At 70.1% G+C, this 20,306-nt stretch carries 21 protein-coding genes; 8 read left to right on the top strand and 13 right to left on the bottom strand.

Annotated features, from left to right (window positions below; translation table 11 throughout):
• Window positions 1-9: 9 nt before the first annotated feature.
• Window positions 10-1,191: a MocR-like pyridoxine biosynthesis transcription factor PdxR gene (gene pdxR, locus LTV02_RS16100; protein WP_233040765.1), complete on the bottom strand. Its 1,182-nt coding sequence runs from the start codon at window positions 1,189-1,191 to the stop codon at window positions 10-12.
• Between pdxR and LTV02_RS16095 the strand changes: the two genes are divergently transcribed.
• A complete protein-coding gene (locus LTV02_RS16095; RefSeq protein ID WP_233040764.1) occupies window positions 1,078-1,482 on the top strand; it encodes a RidA family protein in 405 nt (134 codons plus the stop codon). The two genes, pdxR and LTV02_RS16095, sit on opposite strands and share 114 nt — an antisense overlap.
• A 6-nt stretch (window positions 1,483-1,488) precedes the next feature.
• On the opposite strand, the gene LTV02_RS16090 is transcribed toward LTV02_RS16095, so the two are convergent.
• The 4 genes from LTV02_RS16090 to LTV02_RS16075 all read right to left on the bottom strand — a co-directional run bounded on the left by LTV02_RS16090 (window position 1,489) and on the right by LTV02_RS16075 (window position 4,414).
• Window positions 1,489-1,794, bottom strand: a complete 306-nt coding sequence (locus LTV02_RS16090) for a transcriptional regulator (protein ID WP_067714130.1) — start codon at window positions 1,792-1,794, stop codon at window positions 1,489-1,491.
• Window positions 1,791-2,255: a hypothetical protein gene (locus LTV02_RS16085; protein ID WP_233040763.1), complete on the bottom strand. Its 465-nt coding sequence runs from the start codon at window positions 2,253-2,255 to the stop codon at window positions 1,791-1,793. Before LTV02_RS16085 ends, LTV02_RS16090 begins: the two co-directional genes overlap by 4 nt.
• Window positions 2,256-2,319: 64 nt before the next feature.
• On the bottom strand, window positions 2,320-3,507 hold the full coding sequence (locus LTV02_RS16080; RefSeq protein WP_233040762.1) for a serine hydrolase domain-containing protein: 1,188 nt from the start codon (window positions 3,505-3,507) through the stop codon (window positions 2,320-2,322).
• A 106-nt stretch (window positions 3,508-3,613) separates the two neighbouring features.
• Window positions 3,614-4,414 (bottom strand): alpha/beta fold hydrolase, encoded by an 801-nt coding sequence (locus LTV02_RS16075; protein WP_233040761.1) that lies wholly within the window; start codon window positions 4,412-4,414, stop codon window positions 3,614-3,616.
• Window positions 4,415-4,517: 103 nt separating this feature from the next.
• On the opposite strand from LTV02_RS16075, the gene LTV02_RS16070 reads away from it, so the two are divergent.
• Complete coding sequence (locus LTV02_RS16070; protein ID WP_233040760.1) at window positions 4,518-5,297, top strand: HAD family hydrolase; 780 nt, start codon at window positions 4,518-4,520, stop codon at window positions 5,295-5,297.
• The gene (locus LTV02_RS16065; protein WP_233040759.1) at window positions 5,294-7,645 is read left to right on the top strand and encodes a glycoside hydrolase family 65 protein; all 2,352 of its coding nucleotides are present in this window, start codon (window positions 5,294-5,296) and stop codon (window positions 7,643-7,645) included. The genes LTV02_RS16070 and LTV02_RS16065 overlap by 4 nt, the downstream gene beginning before the upstream one ends.
• Here LTV02_RS16065 and LTV02_RS16060 read toward each other — a convergent pair.
• Both LTV02_RS16060 and LTV02_RS16055 read right to left on the bottom strand, forming a co-directional pair.
• Window positions 7,633-7,983, bottom strand: coding sequence for a cupin domain-containing protein (locus LTV02_RS16060; protein ID WP_233040758.1), 351 nt, complete (start codon window positions 7,981-7,983; stop codon window positions 7,633-7,635). The genes LTV02_RS16065 and LTV02_RS16060 overlap by 13 nt on opposite strands.
• Before the next feature lie 5 nt (window positions 7,984-7,988).
• The gene (locus tag LTV02_RS16055) at window positions 7,989-8,351 is read right to left on the bottom strand and encodes a nuclear transport factor 2 family protein (RefSeq protein ID WP_067714137.1); all 363 of its coding nucleotides are present in this window, start codon (window positions 8,349-8,351) and stop codon (window positions 7,989-7,991) included.
• Window positions 8,352-8,495: 144 nt separating this feature from the next.
• On the opposite strand from LTV02_RS16055, the gene LTV02_RS16050 reads away from it, so the two are divergent.
• Both LTV02_RS16050 and LTV02_RS16045 read left to right on the top strand, forming a co-directional pair.
• Complete coding sequence (locus LTV02_RS16050) at window positions 8,496-11,837, top strand: ATP-binding protein (RefSeq protein WP_233040757.1); 3,342 nt, start codon at window positions 8,496-8,498, stop codon at window positions 11,835-11,837.
• On the top strand, window positions 11,821-12,225 hold the full coding sequence (locus tag LTV02_RS16045; protein ID WP_233040756.1) for an SRPBCC family protein: 405 nt from the start codon (window positions 11,821-11,823) through the stop codon (window positions 12,223-12,225). Before LTV02_RS16050 ends, LTV02_RS16045 begins: the two co-directional genes overlap by 17 nt.
• A gap of 1 nt (window position 12,226) precedes the next feature.
• Here LTV02_RS16045 and LTV02_RS16040 read toward each other — a convergent pair whose 3' ends face one another.
• The 5 genes from LTV02_RS16040 to LTV02_RS16020 form a co-directional block, all read right to left on the bottom strand.
• Window positions 12,227-12,430 carry a hypothetical protein gene (locus LTV02_RS16040; protein WP_233040755.1) on the bottom strand — a complete coding sequence of 68 codons (204 nt, stop codon included), beginning with the start codon at window positions 12,428-12,430 and terminating at the stop codon, window positions 12,227-12,229.
• Between the two features lie 8 nt (window positions 12,431-12,438).
• Window positions 12,439-13,287 (bottom strand): SDR family NAD(P)-dependent oxidoreductase, encoded by an 849-nt coding sequence (locus LTV02_RS16035; RefSeq protein ID WP_233040754.1) that lies wholly within the window; start codon window positions 13,285-13,287, stop codon window positions 12,439-12,441.
• Between the two features lie 89 nt (window positions 13,288-13,376).
• On the bottom strand, window positions 13,377-14,111 hold the full coding sequence (locus tag LTV02_RS16030) for a PP2C family protein-serine/threonine phosphatase (protein ID WP_233040753.1): 735 nt from the start codon (window positions 14,109-14,111) through the stop codon (window positions 13,377-13,379).
• A gap of 141 nt (window positions 14,112-14,252) precedes the next feature.
• Entirely contained in the window at window positions 14,253-14,657 is a 405-nt protein-coding gene (locus LTV02_RS16025) for a hypothetical protein (RefSeq protein WP_233040752.1), read from the bottom strand.
• Between the two features lie 98 nt (window positions 14,658-14,755).
• Window positions 14,756-15,961 (bottom strand): cation:proton antiporter domain-containing protein, encoded by a 1,206-nt coding sequence (locus LTV02_RS16020; protein ID WP_233040751.1) that lies wholly within the window; start codon window positions 15,959-15,961, stop codon window positions 14,756-14,758.
• Window positions 15,962-16,066: 105 nt separating this feature from the next.
• Between LTV02_RS16020 and LTV02_RS16015 the strand changes: the two genes are divergently transcribed.
• Window positions 16,067-16,879, top strand: a complete 813-nt coding sequence (locus tag LTV02_RS16015) for a ParA family protein (protein WP_408639367.1) — start codon at window positions 16,067-16,069, stop codon at window positions 16,877-16,879.
• Here the strand turns inward: LTV02_RS16015 and LTV02_RS16010 are convergent.
• Window positions 16,860-17,861, bottom strand: coding sequence for a cutinase family protein (locus tag LTV02_RS16010; protein WP_233040749.1), 1,002 nt, complete (start codon window positions 17,859-17,861; stop codon window positions 16,860-16,862). The two genes, LTV02_RS16015 and LTV02_RS16010, sit on opposite strands and share 20 nt — an antisense overlap.
• 173 nt (window positions 17,862-18,034) lie before the next feature.
• Between LTV02_RS16010 and LTV02_RS16005 the strand changes: the two genes are divergently transcribed.
• Both LTV02_RS16005 and LTV02_RS16000 read left to right on the top strand, forming a co-directional pair.
• Window positions 18,035-18,751, top strand: coding sequence for a response regulator transcription factor (locus LTV02_RS16005; protein ID WP_233040748.1), 717 nt, complete (start codon window positions 18,035-18,037; stop codon window positions 18,749-18,751).
• Window positions 18,752-18,786: 35 nt separating this feature from the next.
• Window positions 18,787-20,235 carry a sensor histidine kinase gene (locus LTV02_RS16000; protein ID WP_269821647.1) on the top strand — a complete coding sequence of 483 codons (1,449 nt, stop codon included), beginning with the start codon at window positions 18,787-18,789 and terminating at the stop codon, window positions 20,233-20,235.
• Window positions 20,236-20,306 lie beyond the last annotated feature (71 nt).

Below are 20,306 nucleotides of genomic sequence, written 5' to 3'. Positions count from 1 at the left end.
CCGGCCGCGTCACGGCCCTGGCAGCACCCGGCACAGGGCTTCCAGGGCCGGGCCGAAGGCGTGGTCGGCGGGTGTGCCGTAGCCGATGACCAGGCCGTCGCGCGGCGGCATGGCGCTGCCGGGATGCCGGTAGGGGCGCAGGCCGTCCAGCGCGAGGCACTCGCGCCGCGCCGCGCGGAGGGTGGATTCCTCGGTGCCGTCCGGTAATTCGAGCACCGCGTGCAAGCCCGCCGCGATCCCACTGATCCGGATGTGCGGAGCGTGCCGCGCGAGCGTCCGGACGAGGAGATCCCGGCGGCGGCGATAGGTGGCGCGAGTGCGGCGCAGGTGCCGGTCGTACGAACCCGACGCCAGGAAGTCCGCCAGGGTCAGCTGCTCGACCGTGCTCACCCACATTTCGCGAGAGCCTTTGGCGGACAGCACCTTCGGCAGCCATGGTTCGGGCAGTACCATCCAGCCCAGGCGCAGGGCGGGGGAGAGGCTCTTGCTCGCCGATCCCAGATAGACGACCCGGTCCGGGTCCAGGCTCTGCAACGCCCCGACCGGCTGGCGGTCGTAGCGGAACTCGCCGTCGTAGTCGTCCTCGAGCAGCAGCGCACCGGTGGAGCGAATCCAATCCACCACTGCCGCACGGCGTTCGGGATGCAGCGGTCCGCCGGTGGGGTACTGGTGCGCCGGCGTCAGCAGGACCGCGCGGGCGTCGGTGCCCGGCAGTTCGGAAACCCTGGCGCCCCGGTCGTCCACCGGGATCGGCACAGTCGGAAGGCCGCTGTCCTGCAGGATGTCCCGGTGGAAGTCCAGGCAGTACGCCTCCATCCCCACCGGGCCGTCCAGCACCTGGGCGAGCAGTTGCAGGCCGTGGGCGAAACCCGAGCAGACGATGATCCGTTCCGGATCGGCTCGCACACCGCGCGCCCGGCTCAGATATTCGGCGAGGCTGCGGCGTAATTCCGGCCGCCCGCGCGGATCGCCCACGCCGAACGCGTCATTCGGAGCGGCCGCCAAGGCGCGACGCGTCGAAGCCGCCCAATCGGTGCGGGGGAAGTCGGCGGCATTGGGCGAACTCGGTTGCAGATCATGCAGAATCCGCCGGGGCCTGGACCGCGCCGCCGGGTACCCGCGATCGGGATCCGCTGCCACGGCGCGCGCGGCCACCCAGCCAGGGGTGAACTGGTTTTCATTGCGGGCCAATATGATTCCGACGCGATCGGTCACATCACCACGACGGACTTCGCTGGACAGGTGGAGCGCGCCTTCCATAATCTCGGGGTCGCGCTGCGCTCGGTCGGCCTGGATTTCGCCGACGTCGCCCAGTTGCGCACCCATATCGTCGACCACGACCTCGACAAGCTGTCCGTGCTGGGCCGGCGCATCGCCTTGCTCTGGGGCGATCGCCCACCGGCTCAAACCCTGACCGGGGTCGCCGCACTCGCCCTGCCCGGTATGCAATTCGAGGTCGATGCCATTGCCGTACGCCGCTGACCGGGCTCAGTCCGGGGGCGGTGTCGCGCTCGCCACGATTTCCTGCAGGGCGGCGATATGACCGTGGAACGCGGTGCGGCCGGTGTCGGTCAGGCGGGCGCGGAGTTTGCGGCGGGCGCCGTCGAGGCGGCGTTCGGTGGTGACGTAACCGGCGTCCTCGAGAGTCGCGAGCTGTTTGGACAGGGCCGAATCCGAGAGGGCCAGGCGGTCTTTGAGGTAGGCGAACTCGGCCCAGTCGGCTGCCGCCAGGGTGGCGACCAGCGACAGCCGGGTGCTGGGGTGGATGAGTTCGTCGAACCGGGCGTTGGTCATGCCCGCGCCCAGGCGCGCAGGGTGCGCAGGATCTCCGGGCCGCCGAAGCCGACGATGGCGGCGACGAACACGGCCGACCAGATGGCGGGGTGCCGGGCGCCGTCGGCGTTCAGGGCGAAGGCTGCTCCGATGGTGACCGCGACCAGGCCGAGCAGCATTCCGATCACTACCAAGGGCACCCGGCGGCCGGCGGTTTCGGCGCTGACCCGGACCTGGCCGGTGCGGCTGCGGCCGTCCAGTAGCCGGGAGGCGATGGTGGAGTGGCCGATGCCGAAGGCCAGCGTGGCGGCGATGACGAGCCATTGCGGGCCCAGGTCGCCGACGATGCCGAGTATCAGCCAGCCGGCGGCCATGCCCCACCAATAGGCGCGGGGGAGGCCGACTTCGGCGGCCACCTGGCGTTCGGCGCGTGCGGCCGCTTCGAGGGCGGCGCGAGCTTGATCGGGAGCGATGTACTCCATGGCGATTCCTCACTTTCCTACCTGGAAAGTAAGGCTCCCACTTTCCTGGTAGGAAAGTCAAGGGTCAGTCCGCCGCGCACACGGCCGTGTCGAAGACCTTCTGCAGTGCGGCGGTGGCGGCGGCATCGGCCGGGCGCAGGTTGGCGATCACCGTGACGGCGCGGCCGGTCGGGGTGACGCCGTTGTAGGTGCGGAAGCCGGGGATGGAGCCGCCGTGACCCCAGACGGTGAGGTCGCAGGGGGCCGTGGCCTGGGTCAGGCCCAGGCCGTAGGAGTAGCCGGGACGATTGGTGAGCGGTCGCGGGTCTGCGCGCATGGCGGTGGATTGCGCGGTGGGAAGCAGGTTTCCGGTGATCAACGCGGTGAAGAAGCGGTTCGCGTCCGAGCCGGTGGAGACGATCTCACCGGCCGCGCCGGCCCAGGACGGATCGAAACGCGTATAGTCCGTGGGCTTTCCGTCGACGGACTCGTAACCCCGCGGGTGCGGGGTGCGGATATCGGTGTCGCCCGCGGCCGGGAAGTAGGTCTCGCGCAGGTGCAGGGGACCGGTGATGCGGCCCTCGACCTCATCGGCGAGGGGCCGGCCGGTCACGCGTTCGACCAGCAGGCCGGCGATGAGGAAGTTGGTATTGCTGTACTCGGCGCGCTCGCCGGGCTGGAAATGCGGCGGCATGGCCATCGCGGAGCGAACCAGCGCGGCAGCGTCGAAATGCTTGGTCAGCAGCTCGTCCGAATCATCCTGCAACTCCGGCAGTTCGAGATACTCGGGCAGACCGCTGGTGTGCTGCATGAGATTTCGCACGGTGATGCGATTGCCGTCGATGCCCTCGCCCCGCACCACGCCCGGCAGATACCGCTCGATCGGTGCGTCCAGGTCGACCGAACCCGCCGCCACCAATTGCATGAGCACGGTCGCGACGAACGCCTTGGTATTGCTGCCGAAACGAGCGTGCGCGCCCTCGGGGAAGGGGGTGCGGGCGGCGATATCGCCGACCCCGGAGGCGGCGGTCCAATCCAGGCCGTCGGCGGTGACCACCACCTGCACCCCGGGAATCCCGGCGGCCACGGCCGCGTCGAGGGTCTGCTGCACGGCGGTGCGCGAACTATCGGACAGCGGGCCGTGCGGCGGCCGGGCCGGATCGGAGGTGCAGGCGGCGACCGTGCCCGCCAGCACCGCGACGGCAGCCAAGGGGGCGAAGCGGAGCAGGCCGGGGCGTGCGGTCGAAGCGGATTCGGTCGCCGGGGATGTCATGAGCTGGACGGTAGCCGTGCGCCGGACCGGGTGGCATCGCCCCGATGGCCCATTCGCGGTCATCCCTGCGGCGTACCGCCGATGGGGGAGAACCCGCCCGTACCCCTTAGCCGGGCCCGGGGCGATCGCCGCCGAGGAAATGCTCGATCTCCCGGGACAGCCTGCCGCCGAGGAAGATTCCGTAATGCCCGCGCCGCGGATACAGCGCGAGTTGCGCGCCCGCCGCCCCGCGCACCGTCCGGCCGATGATGTCCGCCGTCAGCAGCGGATCCCGGTCCCCGGCCACGAGCAGCAGCGGCGCGGTGATGTCGCCCAGCCGCTCCCGGCAGTCGAAAGCGGCCAGGGCGGTGGCCATCACGATCCCGTCGGACAGGTCCCGGCCGCGCAGCCCGCGGTCGTTGCACCACATGAGCAGCGACGCCGCCGGACGCAGGCCGGGCGAGGGCGTCACCATGCGGGTGAACGTCCGCATGGGCGGCCGCCCGGCCCGCGCCCGCAGCGCCCAATCGAGCAGTGCCCGCTGCCCGTACGCCGACCAGGTGTGCCCGGCCCCGGCGACGATCAGCCGGCGCACCAGTGCGGGATGGTCGGCGGCCAGTTGCAATGCCATCGCGCCGCCGGTGGACAGGCCCGCGATATCCACGGGCGCGGTGAAATTCGCGGCCAGCGCCGCGGCGTAGTCGTCCGCGAAATCCGCGACCGACGCACCCGGCGGCACCCCGACGCGCCTGCCGATCAGATGGACCCGCCGTCGTCGCGACAGGGTTCGCAACTGCGCCAGCAGCATTCGCCGCGTCGCGCCGGCCGGATTGCCGTGCAGCGGAGTGAAACCGGAGAACACCACCAGGGACGGGCCGTTCCCCATGGTCAGGTGCGGCAGACCACCGCCGAGCCTGCCTTCCGTCACGGGCAGCATAGGCCGGGACTACCCGCGCCCGGCGGCCCGAAACCGCCACGCCGGTGGGTCGTTTGACGCGCCGCACGCCGGGTAGGCGATTCGCGACGCCGGGATGGCACGGCGTCGGAGCGACGATCAGGAGAACACCATGCGCCTGGGCCTGCCGGATGCGATCGCGGCGACGCTGTTCGACCTGGACGGGGTGCTGACCGATACCGCCGCCGTGCACGAGCGCGCCTGGCGGCAGGTCTTCGACGAGTTCCTGGAAGCGCGGTGCGGGACGGGATTCGAGCCCTTCTCCGCGCGGGACTATCAGGAATACGTCGACGGCAGACCACGGTTCGACGGGGTGCGCGAGTTCCTGAGAGCGCGGAATATCACTGTGCCGGAAGGGAAGCCGGACGATCCGGCGACCGAGTCGACGGTGCACGGGATCGGGAATCGGAAGAACGAGCTACTGCTGTCGCTGATCGAACACGACGGCGTGCACGTCTACCCCGGGACGGTGGAATATCTGTCGGCCGTGCGGGAGGCCGGATTACGGATCGCGGTGGTGTCGTCCTCGGCCAATGCCGAGGCGGTGCTCGCGGCGGCCGGCCTGGCGCGGTTCGTCGAAGTCCGGATCGACGGCAAGAGTTTCGCCGCGCAGGGGCTGCGGGGCAAACCCGCGCCGGACGGATTCCTCACCGCCGCGGACGAGCTGGGGGTGCGCCCCGATGCGGCGGCGGTGTTCGAGGATGCCGTCGCCGGGGTCGCGGCCGGGCGCGGCGGCGATTTCGGGTACGTCGTCGGGGTGGAACGCACCGGGACCCCGGCCCATGCCGAAGCCCTGCGCCGAGCCGGGGCGGATGTGATCGTCGGTGATCTCGCGGACCTGGGCGGAACCCGATGAGCGATCCCGGTTTCGAGATCTCGCCGTGGGAATTGCGCTGGTGCGGACTGGATCTCGAGGCGCTGCACCGCACCGAATCGATCTTCGCGCTGTCCAACGGGCATCTGGGACTGCGCGGCACCCTCGAGGAAGGCGAGCCGGTCGGGCTGCCCGGCACCTATTTGAACGGCTTCTATGAATCCCGGCCGCTGCCGTACGCCGAAGTCGGCTACGGGTATCCGGAGCACGGGCAGACCGTGGTCAACGTGACCGACGGCAAGATCATCCGGCTGCTGGTGGAGGACGAGCCGATGGATCTGCGCTACGGGGACACCCGGGCGCACAATCGGGTGCTGGACTTCCGGTCCGGGACGCTGCGCCGGGACACCGAATGGACCTCGCCGACCGGGCGGACCGTGCGGATTCGCTCGGAACGGCTGGTGTCGTTCACCGAACGCACGATCGCCGCGGTGCGTTACGAGGTCGAGCCCCTCGACGGCGATATCGAACTGGTGGTGCAGTCCGATCTGCTCGTCAACGAACCGATCACCGCCACCCGCGGGGATCCCCGGCTGGCCGCGGCCCTGGACCGGCCCTTGATCGCCGACGAAGTCGCGGCGCGCGAGCTCGCCGCCGTGCTCGTGCACCACACGCGCAGTTCCGGATTGCGGATGGCGGCCGGAATGGATCACGAACTCGCGGTGCCGGGTTCGGCGCGCTGCGGGGTGCACGCCGAGGACGATCTGGCGCGGGTGACCTTCGCCGCCGATGTGCCGTTCGGCGAAAAGCTCTGCCTCACCAAGTATCTCGCGTACGGCTGGTCGGCGCGCCGCTCGGCGCCCGCCCTGCGCGCACAGGTGGAGGCGGCGCTCGCGGCGGGGCTGGACACCGGCTGGGAGGAGCTGCTGGCCCGGCAGCGCGCCTACCTCGACGAGTTCTGGGCGCAGGCCGATATCGAACTCGACGGTGATCCGGCATTGCAGCAGGCTGTTCGGTTCGCGCTGTTCCATGTCCTGCAGGCGGGTGCGCGCGGTGAGGCCCGGGCCATTCCGGCCAAGGGCCTCACCGGCCCCGGCTACGACGGGCACGCGTTCTGGGACACCGAGACCTTCGTGCTGCCGGTGCTCACCTACACCATGCCGGGGGCGGCCGGGGACGCGCTGCGCTGGCGGCATGCCACCCTCGATCAGGCCCGGCGGCGGGCGCGGGAACTCGGGCAGTCGGGGGCCATGTTCCCGTGGCGGTCCATCGACGGCGAGGAAGCGTCCGGATATTGGCCGACCGCCACCGCGGCGGTGCACGTCAATGCCGATATCGCCGACGCCACCGCGCGGTATCTGGCCGCCACCGGTGACGAGAAGTTCGAAATCGACTGCGGGGTAGAGCTTCTGGCCGAGACCGCTCGGCTGTGGGTGAGTCTCGGGCATTACGACACCGCCGGACTCTTCCGCATCGACGGTGTCACCGGACCCGACGAGTACTCGGCGCTCGCCGACAACAACCTGTACACGAATCTGCTCGCCCGCCGGAATCTCGAGGAAGCGGCCGCGGCGTGCGAGCGGCAGCCCGAGGTGGCCGACCGGCTGGGGGTCGACGCCGACGAGCTCGCGCATTGGCGCGAGTGCGCGGCGGCCATACTGCTGCCCTACAACCACGAACTGGGGGTGCACGAGCAATCGGAGGGGTTCACCCGTTACGCGCCATGGGATTTCGCGGCGACGCCGGCCGAGAACTATCCGCTGCTGTTGCACTACCCGTACTTCGATCTCTACCGGCAGCAGGTCGTCAAACAGGCCGATCTGATTCTGGCGATGTACCTGTGCCCCAATGCTTTCGACCTGGGACAGAAGACCCGGAACTTCGACTACTACGAGGCGCTGACGGTGCGCGACTCGTCGCTGTCGGCCAGCGTGCAAGCCGTGCTCGCCGCCGAAGTCGGCCATCTGTCACTGGCTTTCGACTATTTCGCCGAGGCGGCCTTCACCGATCTGCACGATCTGCACCACAATGTGTCCGCCGGACTGCACATCGCGGCCCTGGCCGGTACCTGGATCAGCTGTGTCGGCGGGTTCGGCGGGCTGCGCGACCAGGACGGCCTGCCCGCGTTCGCGCCCCGGCTGCCCGCGCCGATCGATCGGCTGGCCTTCCGAATCCTGTGGCGCGACAGCCGAATCCGCGTGGAGATCACCGCCGCGAACACCACCTACCGGCTGCTGACCGGTGAACCGGTCCGGCTGACGCACCACGGTGAAGCACGGGTATTGGAGGGTGAACTCACCCTTCCCAATCCGCCCGCCCCCGTCGTAGCCGCGCCGCGGCAGCCCGCCTCCCGGGCCCCGCGGCACAACCGCCCCCGTCACTTGGCGTAATGGCTTGCGCCCCACCAATCCACGACCACTACGTCCTCGTCGCCCACCACCCAGGCGTCGTGCCCGGACGGCAGGGAGGTGACCTGGCCGGGCGTGGCATCGAATTCGGTGCCGTCGGCCATCAGAATGTGCAGGGTGCCCGCCACGTGATACTGGAAATGCGGGGCCTCGCACCATTCGGTGCCCGCGACCGGTTTCACGTCCTGCGACCAGCGCCACCCGGGATGCAGGACCAGCCGGCCGATATCGCTGTCGCCGACCTTCAGGATCTCGGCGCGGCCGCGATCGAAGGCCCGCACCTCGTCGGGCGTGGCGAAATCCCGGTGCTCGGTACCCATGGCGATCACCGATCCCACGCCTGCACGCCGGTCTCCCGGACGATGCGGCCGTCGGACAGGTCCATGGTCACCGCGCACAGCACCCGGGTGCCGTCGGGATACCGGCAGGCTTCGAAGAAGTTCACCGTGACCCCGTCGGTGACGGCGTGCTGGATCTCGTGCGTCATTTCGCGCCCGCACACATCGGCCAGATATGCGCCGATCTGATCGCGCCCGCGCAATACCCGCGGATGACTCGGCGGATTGTCCTGATCGATCATGCGAACTTCGGCGTCCTCGGCGTACATGGCGCGCAACGCCGCCGCATCGCGCTCCTCGATCCCGCGGCGGAACTCGCGCAGATCGAACCCGGTATCGGTGGTGCTCATGACGTGCCCTTCTCCCTGGTTTCCCGGCCCCTGGGAAGTCTGCGCGGCCTCCGTCAAACGCGCGTCAAGCGCCGCCGCCGCGAGGGGTTGCCAGGCGACTGCCATACGACGAGACTCGGAGATCCTCGCGGAGAGGCACGCGCGATGCTGCGAATACAGGTACTCGGCCCGCTCCGGGCCGAACTCGACGGACAACCGGTGCGGCTGCCGGATCGAAACCAACGCGTGTGCGCCCTGCTGGCCTGGCTGGCCGTCCACCCCGGCCCGCACCATCGCTCCACCGTGGCCGCCGAACTCTGGCCCGATGCTCCCGCCGCCAATGCCCGGGCCAGCCTCCGCAGTGCGATCTGGTCGCTCCGCACCGCTCTCGGCCCCGCCGCGCCCAGCCTCACCACCGCCCGCGAAACCATCGCCCTGAGTCCCGAAGTCCAGGTGGACCTGACCGAATTCGATCGCCTCGCCAGCGCCGGAGCAACCGCCGCCGCCCTGTCTCTCTGCCGCGGCGAACTCCTCACCGGCTGGCAGGAAGACTGGTTGCCGCCGATTCGCGCCGACCACGCCCGCCGCCTCGCCCGGGTACTGGCACTCGCCGCCACCGCCGCCGAAACCGAAGGCGACCACACCGCCGCCCTGACCTGGGCCCGCCGCCGAGCCGACCTCGATCCCGTTGACGAAGTCGCCGCGCGCGAACTGATCCGGCTCCTCGCCGCCACCGGTGACCACGACGCCGCGCTCTCCAGCTACGCCCGCCTGCGCCGCACACTCCAGTCCGAACTCGACGTGGCCCCCGCACCCGAAACCGTCGCCCTCATTCATCGGATCCGCTCGGCCGAACCGCTCGCGGGGTTCGAGTCCGTGGTGCCGCCGTCGCGCCCGGCGGAACCGGTCGCGGGCTTCGATTCGGTTGGGCAGCGGTCGCAATGGGCAGTTCACTCCGCCGAACTGCCCGGTGAGATCGAGGCACCGGTGGGCCGGGTGCGGAATGCCGGACCACCGGCGACGGGCGGTTGGCTCGGTAGGGCACCTGTCTCTTTGATCGGCCGGGTGTCGGAGCTGGCGCAGTTACGAAATTGCCTGGCGCGCATGGATATCGGGCGGGGATGTGTTGTCATGATCAATGGGGAGGGCGGGATCGGGAAGACGGCGCTGGCCGAGGAACTGCTGGATCTGGTAGGGCGCCGTGGGATTCGCAGTGGGAGCGGTGCGGCCGGCGGGCCGGGCGGGATGCCTTTCGGGGTGTGGTCCGAGGCGCTGGCCGAGGTGCTCGCCGGTGCCGAGCCGCTGCCGGCCGACGCCACCTGGGTGGCTGATCTGGCGCGCTTGGTGCCCGCCGTCGCGCCGCGCGGATCGGCCGGAGCGCCCGAGCATGATCGAATTCGGTTGTTCGAGGCGGTGGTTCAACTGCTGGTTCGGCTGTCGGCGCGGGGGCCACTGGTGCTGGTGCTGGAGGATCTGCACCTCGCCGACGCGTCCAGTCTGGACCTGCTCGGCTATGTGGGGCGGCGGATCGGGCGGCTGCCGGTGTTGCTCGTGCTCACCCGGCGCCGGCTGCCGCCCGGGCGGCGCGCGGATGCCGTGCTCGCGGCCTTGCGGGCGAAGGGAGTGCTGGCGGCCGAGATGGACTTGGGGCCTTTGAATGTGGGGGAGGTGCGTGAGCTGGCGCGGTGTACGGCCGACCTGACCGCCGCGCAATTGGAGCGGATCGTGTCGGTGGCGGGCGGGAGTCCGCTGCTGACCGTCACCGCGGCCCGGCAATTCGCGCTGGGGCACGCCGATCCGGTGGAGGATCTGCGGGTTGCGACCCGCGCCGAACTCGGCCGATTGTCGGGGCAGGCACGGCTTTTCGTGGAATTGGCCGCTGTCGCCGGGCACGATCTGGGGCGCGCGGATATCGTGCGGCTGCCGCTGCTGACCGATCCCGATCGCGCCGCCACCGAGGCGCTGGGGGCCGGGCTGTTGCGAATTCGGGAGGGCGCGATCGGATTCCGGCACGCGCTGCTGCGCGCGGCGGTGTACGACGATATCGCCGAACCGGTGCGGGCCCATCTGCACGAGGCGCTGGCCACGGAGCTGAGTGCGCGGGACGGCCGGGCTACCCGGCGGGCCGCGGAGATCGCCGATCATCTCCGGCGCGCGGGCCGGGACGATCTCGCGGTGGGACAGCTGATCCGGGCCGCGGCCGACGCCCGGGCGGTGGCGGCGCTCGCGGAAGCCGCGGGGTTCCTGCGGGAAGCACTCGAGATCGAGCCCGATCATCCCGGAACACTGCTCGAACTCGGTGAAGTGGAAGCCTGGCGCGGACGGCTGGAAGCCGCCGACGACGCCTTCGACCGGGCCTTGGAACTGATCTCGCCGCAGGACACCGGCGCGCTGATCGCGGCCTGGCTGCGCCGGGGCATGTGGTTGCGGGGCGGCGTGTGTCATCCACGCGAATCGCGTCGTTCGTATCGTGCGGCACTGGATCTGCTGGAGCGCGAACCGGATTCCGATCCGATGATCCGGGCCGAGGTCCTGGCGGGGCTGGCCTGGGCGGAATCGGTTGCCGGAGAGCCCGGCGCGGTCGCGGAACTGCTGGAGCAGGCCGCAGTCCTGACAGCGGACGGACCGGTCGGTGACCTGCTGGCCCACGACCTGGAAGTGGCTCGCGCGCACGCGCTCCTGCGCGCCGGGCGGTTCACCGAGAGCTACGCGCCGCTGGTGTCGGCCGCCGATGCCGCGCAGCGCGCCCGGCGGCCCGACCTCGCCTACAGCTGCTTGATCAATGCGGCCAGCGCGGCGGCCTGCGCCGGAGAGTTCACGCGCAGTGTGGATTTCGCCGATCGCTGCCTGTCCCTGGTGGTGCCGAACGGGTTGCTCCGCCTGATCGTCTACACCCAATCCGGGCGCTGCGCCCTGCTGCGCAGACTGGATCGGCTCGCCGAAGCCCAGACCGCCCTCGACGCCGCCGCCGGCGCGGCGGAGCGGCTGGGCAGCGCCGACCTGGAAGCGCTGGTGCACCACGATCGCGGACTGCTCGCCCACGCCCGAGGGGAAAACGCCGCCGCCGCAGAGCAATTCCGTCTGGCCCTGGCCGCCGACCCGCCGGTCAGCCGTGCCCTGACCAGACTCCATCGCGCCGAATCACTCACCCGCGCCGGGCAACTCGAAGCCGCGGAGGCGGAGCTGCGCGCAGCCGCACTGGAACCCGTTGCGGCGGGCGACTTCCCGGACACCCTGGTGGCCAGGATGCAGCGCATCCAAGGGCTGATCGCGCACGCCCGCCGGGACGACGACCTCGCCGTCACCCGCTTGCGGCAGTCGGCGCGGGTGTGGCGGCGCCGGGTGACCGTCGGCGCGCCGACCGGCGAGAACTATTCGGCCGCACTGGTCGATCTGGGCCGCCCGCCACTGGCGGCCCTGGTCGAACCGGCCCGGGAACTCGATCGGGTACTGGCCGAACTCGCCGCCATCGAACAGGACGGGAACGGACATGCCGAGCTTCGATGATCACGCACACAGCCCGGCCGCGCCCGAGGAGGTGTGGAAGCTGCTCTACGACCCGAGCCGATTCCCGGAGTGGTGGGCCGGAATCGGCAGCGTCGCACCCGCGGCGGCCACCGGCACGGACGGTTACACCATGTATCCGGAAGGCTATCCGGACTTCCCGATGCCGCAGGCCCTGCGCACCGACCGCGCCGGGCGCCGGGTGACGATCTCCTGCCTGATCTCGGACCTGTGTTTCGAATGGCGGCTGGAACCCGATGCGAGCGGCACGCAGACCGATATCCACGTGCACGTCGAACTCCCCGACGCCGAGGCCGCCCGCCTCGCCCCGCAGCGGGAGATCATCCACGCCTCGGTGCTGGCTTTGGCGGCGCTCGCCGCGGCGGAGTGACTCACTCGTCGCTGCCGAGCCGATCCCCGATGAACCGCAACAGTTCCGGATCGCCAGAGCTGAATCGATCCATCTCCTCACCGCCGGTGCAGGAGTAGAGCCCGACGGTGACCCGGTCCGCGCGCCGGGCCAGCACCCGCCAGATCGCGCCCGAGGACTCCCAGCGCCGCAGTACCGCGACCGGATCGGCGTGCTCCCCGGACACGATCGGCCTCAGCTCGCGGCCGAGGTGACGCCGGTCAGCTTCTCCGACAGCGTCCAGAGTTCCTGCGCCAGCGCGGTATCCAGGGCCTGCTTGTTCTTGGGCTGCTCCACCTTCAGCCGGTGGAAGTACTTGCCGCCGATGTCCTCGGCGGTGGTCGCCAGGTGCACCAGGGGCTCGGCTCCGCGCTCGGGGGAGAGGAAGACCAGGCGGCCGAGCGGCGAGCGGATGAGCGCGCCCAGACCCAGCGGCGCGTTGTCGTAGACGTGGGTCGCGACCGCGCCCGGATGGAATGCGGCGGTGCGCAGGCCGGTACCGGCGGTGCGACGCGCCAGTTCGCGGGTGAAGATCAGGTTCACCAGTTTCGACTGCGCGTAGGCGGCGAGCTGATTGAACGAGCCGGTCGAGGCGTTCACGGTGCCGAGGTCGAGCCGGGCCATGCGATAGGTGGTGCTGGAGGTGTTGATCACTCGCGCGTCCGAGGCCAGCAGCCGCTCCAGCAGCAGATTGGTGAGCAGGAACGGCGAGAGGTGATTGGCCTGGAAGGTCAGTTCGTTGCCGTCCACGGTGACCGTCCGCTCCGCCCACGCGCCGCCGGCATTGTTGGCCAGCACATCGATGCGCGGATACCGCTCCAGCAGTTGCGCGGCCAGCGCCCGCACCTGTTCGAAATTCGCGAAATCGGCGGTGAACGCCGCGCCCCCGACCTTTTCGGCCACCGCCGCGGTGCGCTCCGGTGAACGCCCCACCACCGCGACCGTCGCGCCGCGTTCGGCCAGCCGCGCCGCCGCGGCCGCGCCGATTCCGGAACTCGCGCCGGTCACCACTACCGTCTTGCCGGCCAGATCCTGTCCCGCCATCCGCCGTCTCCTTCCGCATGAGGGCTCGCGATTCGGTTACCCCGTCTCACGAGTGATCATCCTCATCGGGTGGGCGGCCGTCCAACCGGCTAGCGGCGCTCGATCACGAACGCGGTGGCATTGTCGCGCCCGCCGGCCTGTAAAGCCTTGTCCACCAAGTCGTTCGCGGTGCCGGAGAGGGATTCCCCGGTGGCCAGCAGCAGTTTCAGCGCGGCCATCTCGAGCGGCTTGTGCACGCCGTCGCTGCACAGCAATAGTCGGCCGCGGGCGCGCCCGGTGAGCGCGTGCCCGATGGCGTCCGGCGCGACCGTGCGCACCGAGGTGGTGACCAGATGGCTCATGCGCGCGGTCGGCGCCAGCCCCCGGCTGGTCAGATATTCCGCGACCGTGTGATCGGTGGTGATCTGGTGCAGGATGCGCCCGTTCCAGCGGTAGGCGCGACAGTCGCCCACCCACGCGATATCGATCTGATCGTCCGGCTGCCCGGAATCCGGCAGCACCGCGACCACCACCACCGCATCGGCTTCCGGCTGCGGGAATTCGCGCAGCAGCTCCCGCTGGGCCGCCAGGATGCCGGCGTGCGCGCCGTGCTGTGCCGCTTCGCGCGCGGCGACCGCGGCAATGGCCCGGGCCGCGCGCGCCGCCAGCAGTTGATCGCCGATGCCGTCCGCGACGGCGAAAGCGATCCGCCCGCTGCCGGGTTCGGCATGCGAGGCGACGGCGTCGGCATTGAGCGATCGCCCGCCGCGCCGGGTCGCCGAGGCGGCCTTGATCGTGGCGGATGAAGCGGTCGGCGGGATGGCGCTGGCCCCAGCTGTGTCCACGGCGCGGCTCCTAGGACTGATGTGCCCGTGCTGCCCCTCAGCACTGCTGACAGTCAACCGTGTCAGACCATGCGGTATTGCCAGAATCAGCCATGAATATCCTGTGAACAGGTCACGATTCGGCAGCCAAAACCCCGGAGGCTAGTCGCATTTGCCCGTTCCGGCGTCTCGGGCGCCCTGGATCGCGGCCTGCCGTTGCTCCTCGGTGAACACCTGCCAGTCGGGGGTGTCCGGGAATTCGTTCAGCGCGTCGGAGACGGCGCGATCCACGCCGACCTGACCGGTGTCCTTGCGGATGGTCTCGAAGCGCGGCAGGTATTTCTCGCACGTCTCGTGCCGCAGCACCGCGGGCGCGATGGCCGAGGGCGCGGATACCGAACGTGAATTCTCCGGCGGCACAATATTCTTCGACGTGGTGTACGAGGGGTCGGCCGGACTGGTCGAGGTGGCTTCCGGCGACGGTCCGGTCTTGCCGCCGGTGTAGTCGCACGCCCCGAGCGACAGCGCCAGCGCGGCGAGACCCGCGGCGATCATGGTGCGGTACATGGCTGTTCCTCCGGCCCGGCGGGATCGGATCCGCCCGGGGTCTGTCGGTGTTGTTGCCGCCATACCCCGCCGCGCTGTGAATATCCCTTGTCAGCCGCTCAGGTCCGGGTCGCGATCCGGCGGCGATAGCCGCGCACCGCCAGCGGCGCGCCGATGCCGTGCATGACCACGCTGCCCAGCACGGTGATCACCATGGCGGTGATGGCCAGTTCGGCATTGTCGCGCTGGAGCTTGTTGAAGGCCAGCAGCCCGAACACGATCGAGGTGGTGCCGCGCGGGCCGAGCCAGCCGATCAGCGCGTCCTCCACCCAGGTCAGCCTGGTGCCGATGAGCGACAGCACGACCGGTACGAAGCGCAGCACGGTCAGCACGAGGGCGCAGAACACCCAGATCCGCCACGGCGCGCCCAGCCACAGCGTGTAGACCACCACGGTGCCGAAGACGAACCACATCATCATGGTGAGCAGGAAGCCCACATCGTCGATGAGTTCGAGTTCGCGCAGGTGCGCCTCCTCGCGCCGGACCCGCCGGAACACCAGCCCGCACACGAACGCCGCCACGAAGCCGTTGCCGCCCAGGCCGGATGAGAGCGCGAACGAGCCGAGCGGTGCGGCGACCAGGACGACCCGCTTGGCCTGCGCGGTCATCAGTCTTGCGGAATCGGCGCGATTGACCAGAAACGCCAGTGCCGCACCGAGGCCCGCGCCGACCAGAATCGCCTTCAGGGCCGCCGGTCCCGCGGTGCCCAGGGCGCTCAGCGGCGTCTGATCCTGGGTCAGATCGCCCGCGAGGATGAGCGCGAAAATGATGATGGGGGAGACGATGCCGTCGTTGTAGCCGCTCTCCACATTCAGGATATTGCGCACCCGCACCGGAATCCGCCTGTCCCGCAGCACCGCCGCGGCCGGCGCGAAATCGATGGGTATGACCACGCACGCCACCACCAGCAGCACCGCCCAGCCGAATCCGGGCAGCAGCCACAGGCCGACCCCGACCGCGGCCGCCAGGCTCAACGGCAGGGCGAGCAGCAGCAGCCGCAGCGTCGCGTTCGGATTTCGCCCGAGCAGCCCGCCGCGCACCTCGGTGGCATCGACGAACAGCAGTACCGCGAGCACGATTTCGGCGGCGTGCAACATCACCTCGGTATCGAGGGTCTCGCCGATGCTCTCCCGCGCGGTCAGGCCCACGATCACTCCGACCGCGACCGCCACCATCGGCGGACTGATGCGCCAGGCGTCGAGCTTGGCCGCGAGCAATGCCCAGGCGATGAGGGCGACGGCGATCGAGAGCATGGTGGCAACCATGTGGCCATCTTTACAGAAGTTCACACCGGACCCACTCCGGCGGAACGCGCCGCCGCCACGCCGATCTCGTGAGCGACACCCCAACCGGCGTGTCGCAAGGCTGGCGTGTCATGCGACTACTCTGGCGACATGTCGGCAAACAATGGCGAAGCGCAGATCGTCGCACTCTGCAACCAGAAGGGCGGCGTCGGAAAAACTACTTCGACCATCAATCTCGGTGCCGCGCTTGCGGAATCCGGCCAGCGGGTCCTGCTCGTCGACATCGATCCGCAGGGCGCGCTCTCGGCCGGGCTCGGGGTGGCGGTCAACGACCTCAACCTGACCATCTACGACCTGCTCGGTCCCGCCGCGCCCGGCATCGACGAGGTGCTGATGAAAACCTCGGTGCCCGGAATGGACCTGCTGCCCAGCAATATCGACCTCTCGGCCGCCGAGATCCAGCTGGTCAACGAGGTCGGCCGGGAACAGTCGCTGCGCCGGGTGCTGGAACCGGTGCGCGAGCGCTACGACTACATCCTCATCGACTGCCAGCCGTCGCTGAGCCTGCTCACCATCAATGCGCTGGCCTGCGCCGACGGCGTCATCATTCCGATGGAATGCGAGTTCTTCTCACTGCGCGGGCTGGCGTTGCTGACCGACACCATGGACAAGGTCCGCGATCGCCTCAATCCGAAGCTGGCGCTGTACGGCATCGTCGTCACCATGTACGACGGGCGGCTGCTGCATTCGCGTCAGGTCCGCGACCGGGCGATCGAGGTGTTCGGCGACGCCGTCTACGAGACCGCCATCTCCCGCACGGTCCGGTTCCCGGACGCCACCATCGCGGGGGAGCCCATCACCACCTGGGCGCCGCGCTCCTCGGGCGCGGACCAATACCGCGCCCTCGCTCAGGAATTCCTCACCCGCACGACCCGCTGAGGGCGGTGCGTTCGCTCGGCTCCGTAGGTTCGCTCGGCTCGCTGGGTTCGGTCGGAATGCTGGGTTCGAGGCACACCGCCAGTCCCGCGAACCAGTTGTGCAGCCACTTCGTCGCGGTCTCGCCGCCGACGTCGTAGCTGGGGTAGTTGGTGTGCACGCGGGAGCTGTAGAACTCCTCGAACATCGCGATGCGTTCCTGATTGGCCTCGGCCGAGAACTGCGTCTGCAACATCCGCACGATGCCGCCGCCATTGCGCAGGTCGGTGATCAGGGTGCCCGCCTCCATCTCGTAGCGCCAGAGCTCGGTGAGCGTCGGATCCGAGAGCTGGGCGACGAATCCGGCGAAGCGGGTCACGAAATCATCGGTGGCGGTGGCGCAATAGAGATCGCCGACCGCGCAGATGGTGCGCGCCCGATCGGCCAGCAGCCCGAATCCGCCGGGACGCGCGCCGCCCGCGCCCGCGCCGGGCGTCTCCGGTCCGATCTGAATATCGGTGGGGGAGCGGCGCGGATCCGACATCAGCCCCACCGCGGCGATGCGGTCCGGCGGCACCACGCCCTCGCCGGTCCCGATCTCGGCCGCGAGATCGCCCGCCGCGTCGGCGCCCTGGCTGTACCCCAGCAGCGCGATCTTGGTCTCCGCGCAGGAGTCGGCGATGGACGCGATCATGGCCCGGGCATTGCCGATCGCCTCCGCCTTGGACCGCCCGTACACGCCCGTCTCCCACGGAAAGGCGGTCGCCGGATAGTTCACGTAGTTGGTCCGGATGGAGTCCGGCAGGCCGCGGGTGACGAACGACAGCATGCCCGGCGTCGCATGCGTGTGACCGTCCATACTGGTCTCCCAGGTACCGGGAATGGCCACGACGAACAGTGCGGGACAATCGGTTTCGGCACGGCTGGGCGCCGAGGCGAAAATGGTCGCGGTGCCCAGGACCGTGGCCAGGGCACTCAGGGTGGCGAGCAGGCGGCGTCGTCGCATGAGAACCTCGATAGTGAACCAGTTGTGTTTCGAAATACTATGAGCCGGCTCACGAAGATGTCGAATTATGGCCTACGCCATGCCGATCCGCCCGCCGCGCGCCCGGCCGGTTCACAGCAAACGCCCAGCCGGCTCGGAGGTGGCGCGGGGTGTCGGCCGCTCACCATGGTGGTATGGGCAATGAAAATCCGGAGGCGCGCATCCTCGTCGTGGACGACGAACCGATGATCGTGGACCTGCTGGCGGCGAGCCTGCGATTCCAGGGCTTCGAGGTCGCGACCGCGGTGTCCGGGGCCGACGGGCTGGACAAGGTGCGCGGCTTCCGCCCCGACGCGCTGATCGCGGATGTCATGATGCCGGGCATGGACGGGTTCGGCATGCTGCGCCGGCTGCGCTCGGACGGCGTCGACGTGCCGGTGCTGTTCCTCACCGCGCGCGACGACGTCGACGACCGGCTCACCGGGCTCTCGCTCGGCGCGGACGACTATGTGGCCAAACCGTTCAGCCTGGAAGAGGTGATCGCCCGGCTGCGCGCGGTGCTGCGGCGCGCACACGGCGTCGCCGAGCCGGGCGGCTCCCCGCGCCTGTGCGTCGGTGATATCGAATTGGACGACGACAGCCGTGAGGTCTGGAAGGCCGGGCAGCCGGTCTCCCTGTCGCCCACCGAGTTCACGCTGCTGCGCTACTTCATGCTGAACGCGGGCAAGGTGCTCAGCAAGCGCAAGATCCTGGATCACGTGTGGCACTACGACTTCGGCGGCGATGCCGGGGTGGTCGAATCCTATGTGTCGTATCTGCGCCGCAAGATCGACACCGGGGAGCCCAAGCTGTTGCACACGTTGCGCGGTGTCGGTTACACGCTGCGCCCGCCGCGGCCGGGTCGTCCGTGACCGTGAAATCCGCGGTGGCGCGCCGGATTTCGGCAATGCCGCTGCGCATCGCACTGGTGGTGGCGATGGTGGCGCTGGCCACCGTGGTGCTGCTGGCCTCCGGCGTCGCGCTGACCTCGGCGCTGTCGCGGTCGCTGACCGAGCGCACCGACGAGCAGCTCTACGATGCCGCCCGCACCTGGGCGCAGCCGCGGCAGATGAAACAGTTGACCGCCGACGACGGGCGGACCTTCTGGGTGCCGGCGGACGCGCCGACGCCCCCGGATCTGGTGAAGTCGGCCTCGGATCAGCCGCGGCGCTTCTACGAACTGCGCAAAGGCCCTGGCGGGCAGACGTATTCGGAGATTCCGGGCAACAAGAGCGGATCGCTGCCCGATCTGGCCGGGCACGGCTCGCCGGCGCCGACGACCGTGGACTCGATCGGCGGCAGCACCAAATGGCGGGTGCTGACCACCACCAACGAGTACGGCGCGACCACCATCGGGCTGCCGCTGTCGGAGAACCAGCAGACGGTGTCGCGGCTCATCTACTTCGAACTCGGCACCGGCGCAACGGCTCTGCTGATCCTGGCGGTCGGTGGGTACCTGGTGGTGCGGCATACCCTGCGCCCGCTGCGCGAGGTGGAGGACACCGCCGCCGCCATCGCGGGCGGGGATCTGCATCGGCGGGTACCGGTGCGCGGGGTCGATACCGAGGTCGATCATCTGGCGCGTTCGCTCAACGAAATGCTCACGCGCATCCAGCACGGGGTGGCCGCGACCGAGGCCTCGGAGGAAGCCGCGCGCCGATCCGAGCAGACCATGCGGCAATTCGTCGCCGACGCCAGCCACGAACTGCGCACCCCGCTCACCACCATTCGCGGTTTCGCCGAGCTGTACCGGCAGGGCGCGAGCACCGATGCCGCGTCGGTACTGGCACGCATCGAGGGCGAGGCCGCCCGGATGGGTGTGCTGGTCGAGGATCTGCTCATGCTCGCGCGCCTCGACGCCCAGCGCCCGCTCGATCGAAAACCGGTGGACCTCTTGGCGATCGCCGGCGACGCCGTGCACAACGCCCGCGCGCTCGCGGCCCACCGCGACGACTCGGACACCGGCCCGGAACGCTCCATCGAACTCGAGGTCCGCGCGGGTGAGGGCTCGCTCCAGATCCCCGGCGACGAAGCCCGCCTCCGCCAGATCCTGGCCAACCTGGTGGGCAACGCCCTCACCCACACCCCCGCCGAGGCGTCGATCACGGTGCGGCTGACCCCTTTTCCCGATCATGTCCGGATCGAGGTCGCCGACGAAGGCCCAGGGCTACCGGCGGACGCGAGCCGGGTGTTCGAACGCTTCTACCGCGGCGACGCCTCCCGCACCCGAGCCAGCGGCGGCACCGGCCTGGGCCTGTCCATCGTCGCCGCCCTGGTGGCCGCGCACCGCGGCACGGTCGCCGCACACAGTGAACCCGGCAAGGGCGCCACCTTCACAGTGAGTCTGCCCCGCTGACCGGGGCAGCGGCGGCGTCCTCGACGCACTGCGCCGGATCGACCGCGGGCGCGCCCAGCTACCTCCAGGCA

This window comes from Nocardia yamanashiensis (assembly GCF_021183565.1).
Classification (GTDB): domain Bacteria; phylum Actinomycetota; class Actinomycetes; order Mycobacteriales; family Mycobacteriaceae; genus Nocardia; species Nocardia yamanashiensis.
Note: the sequence above shows the minus strand (reverse complement) of the source record. Positions and strands in the feature narration are given on the sequence as shown.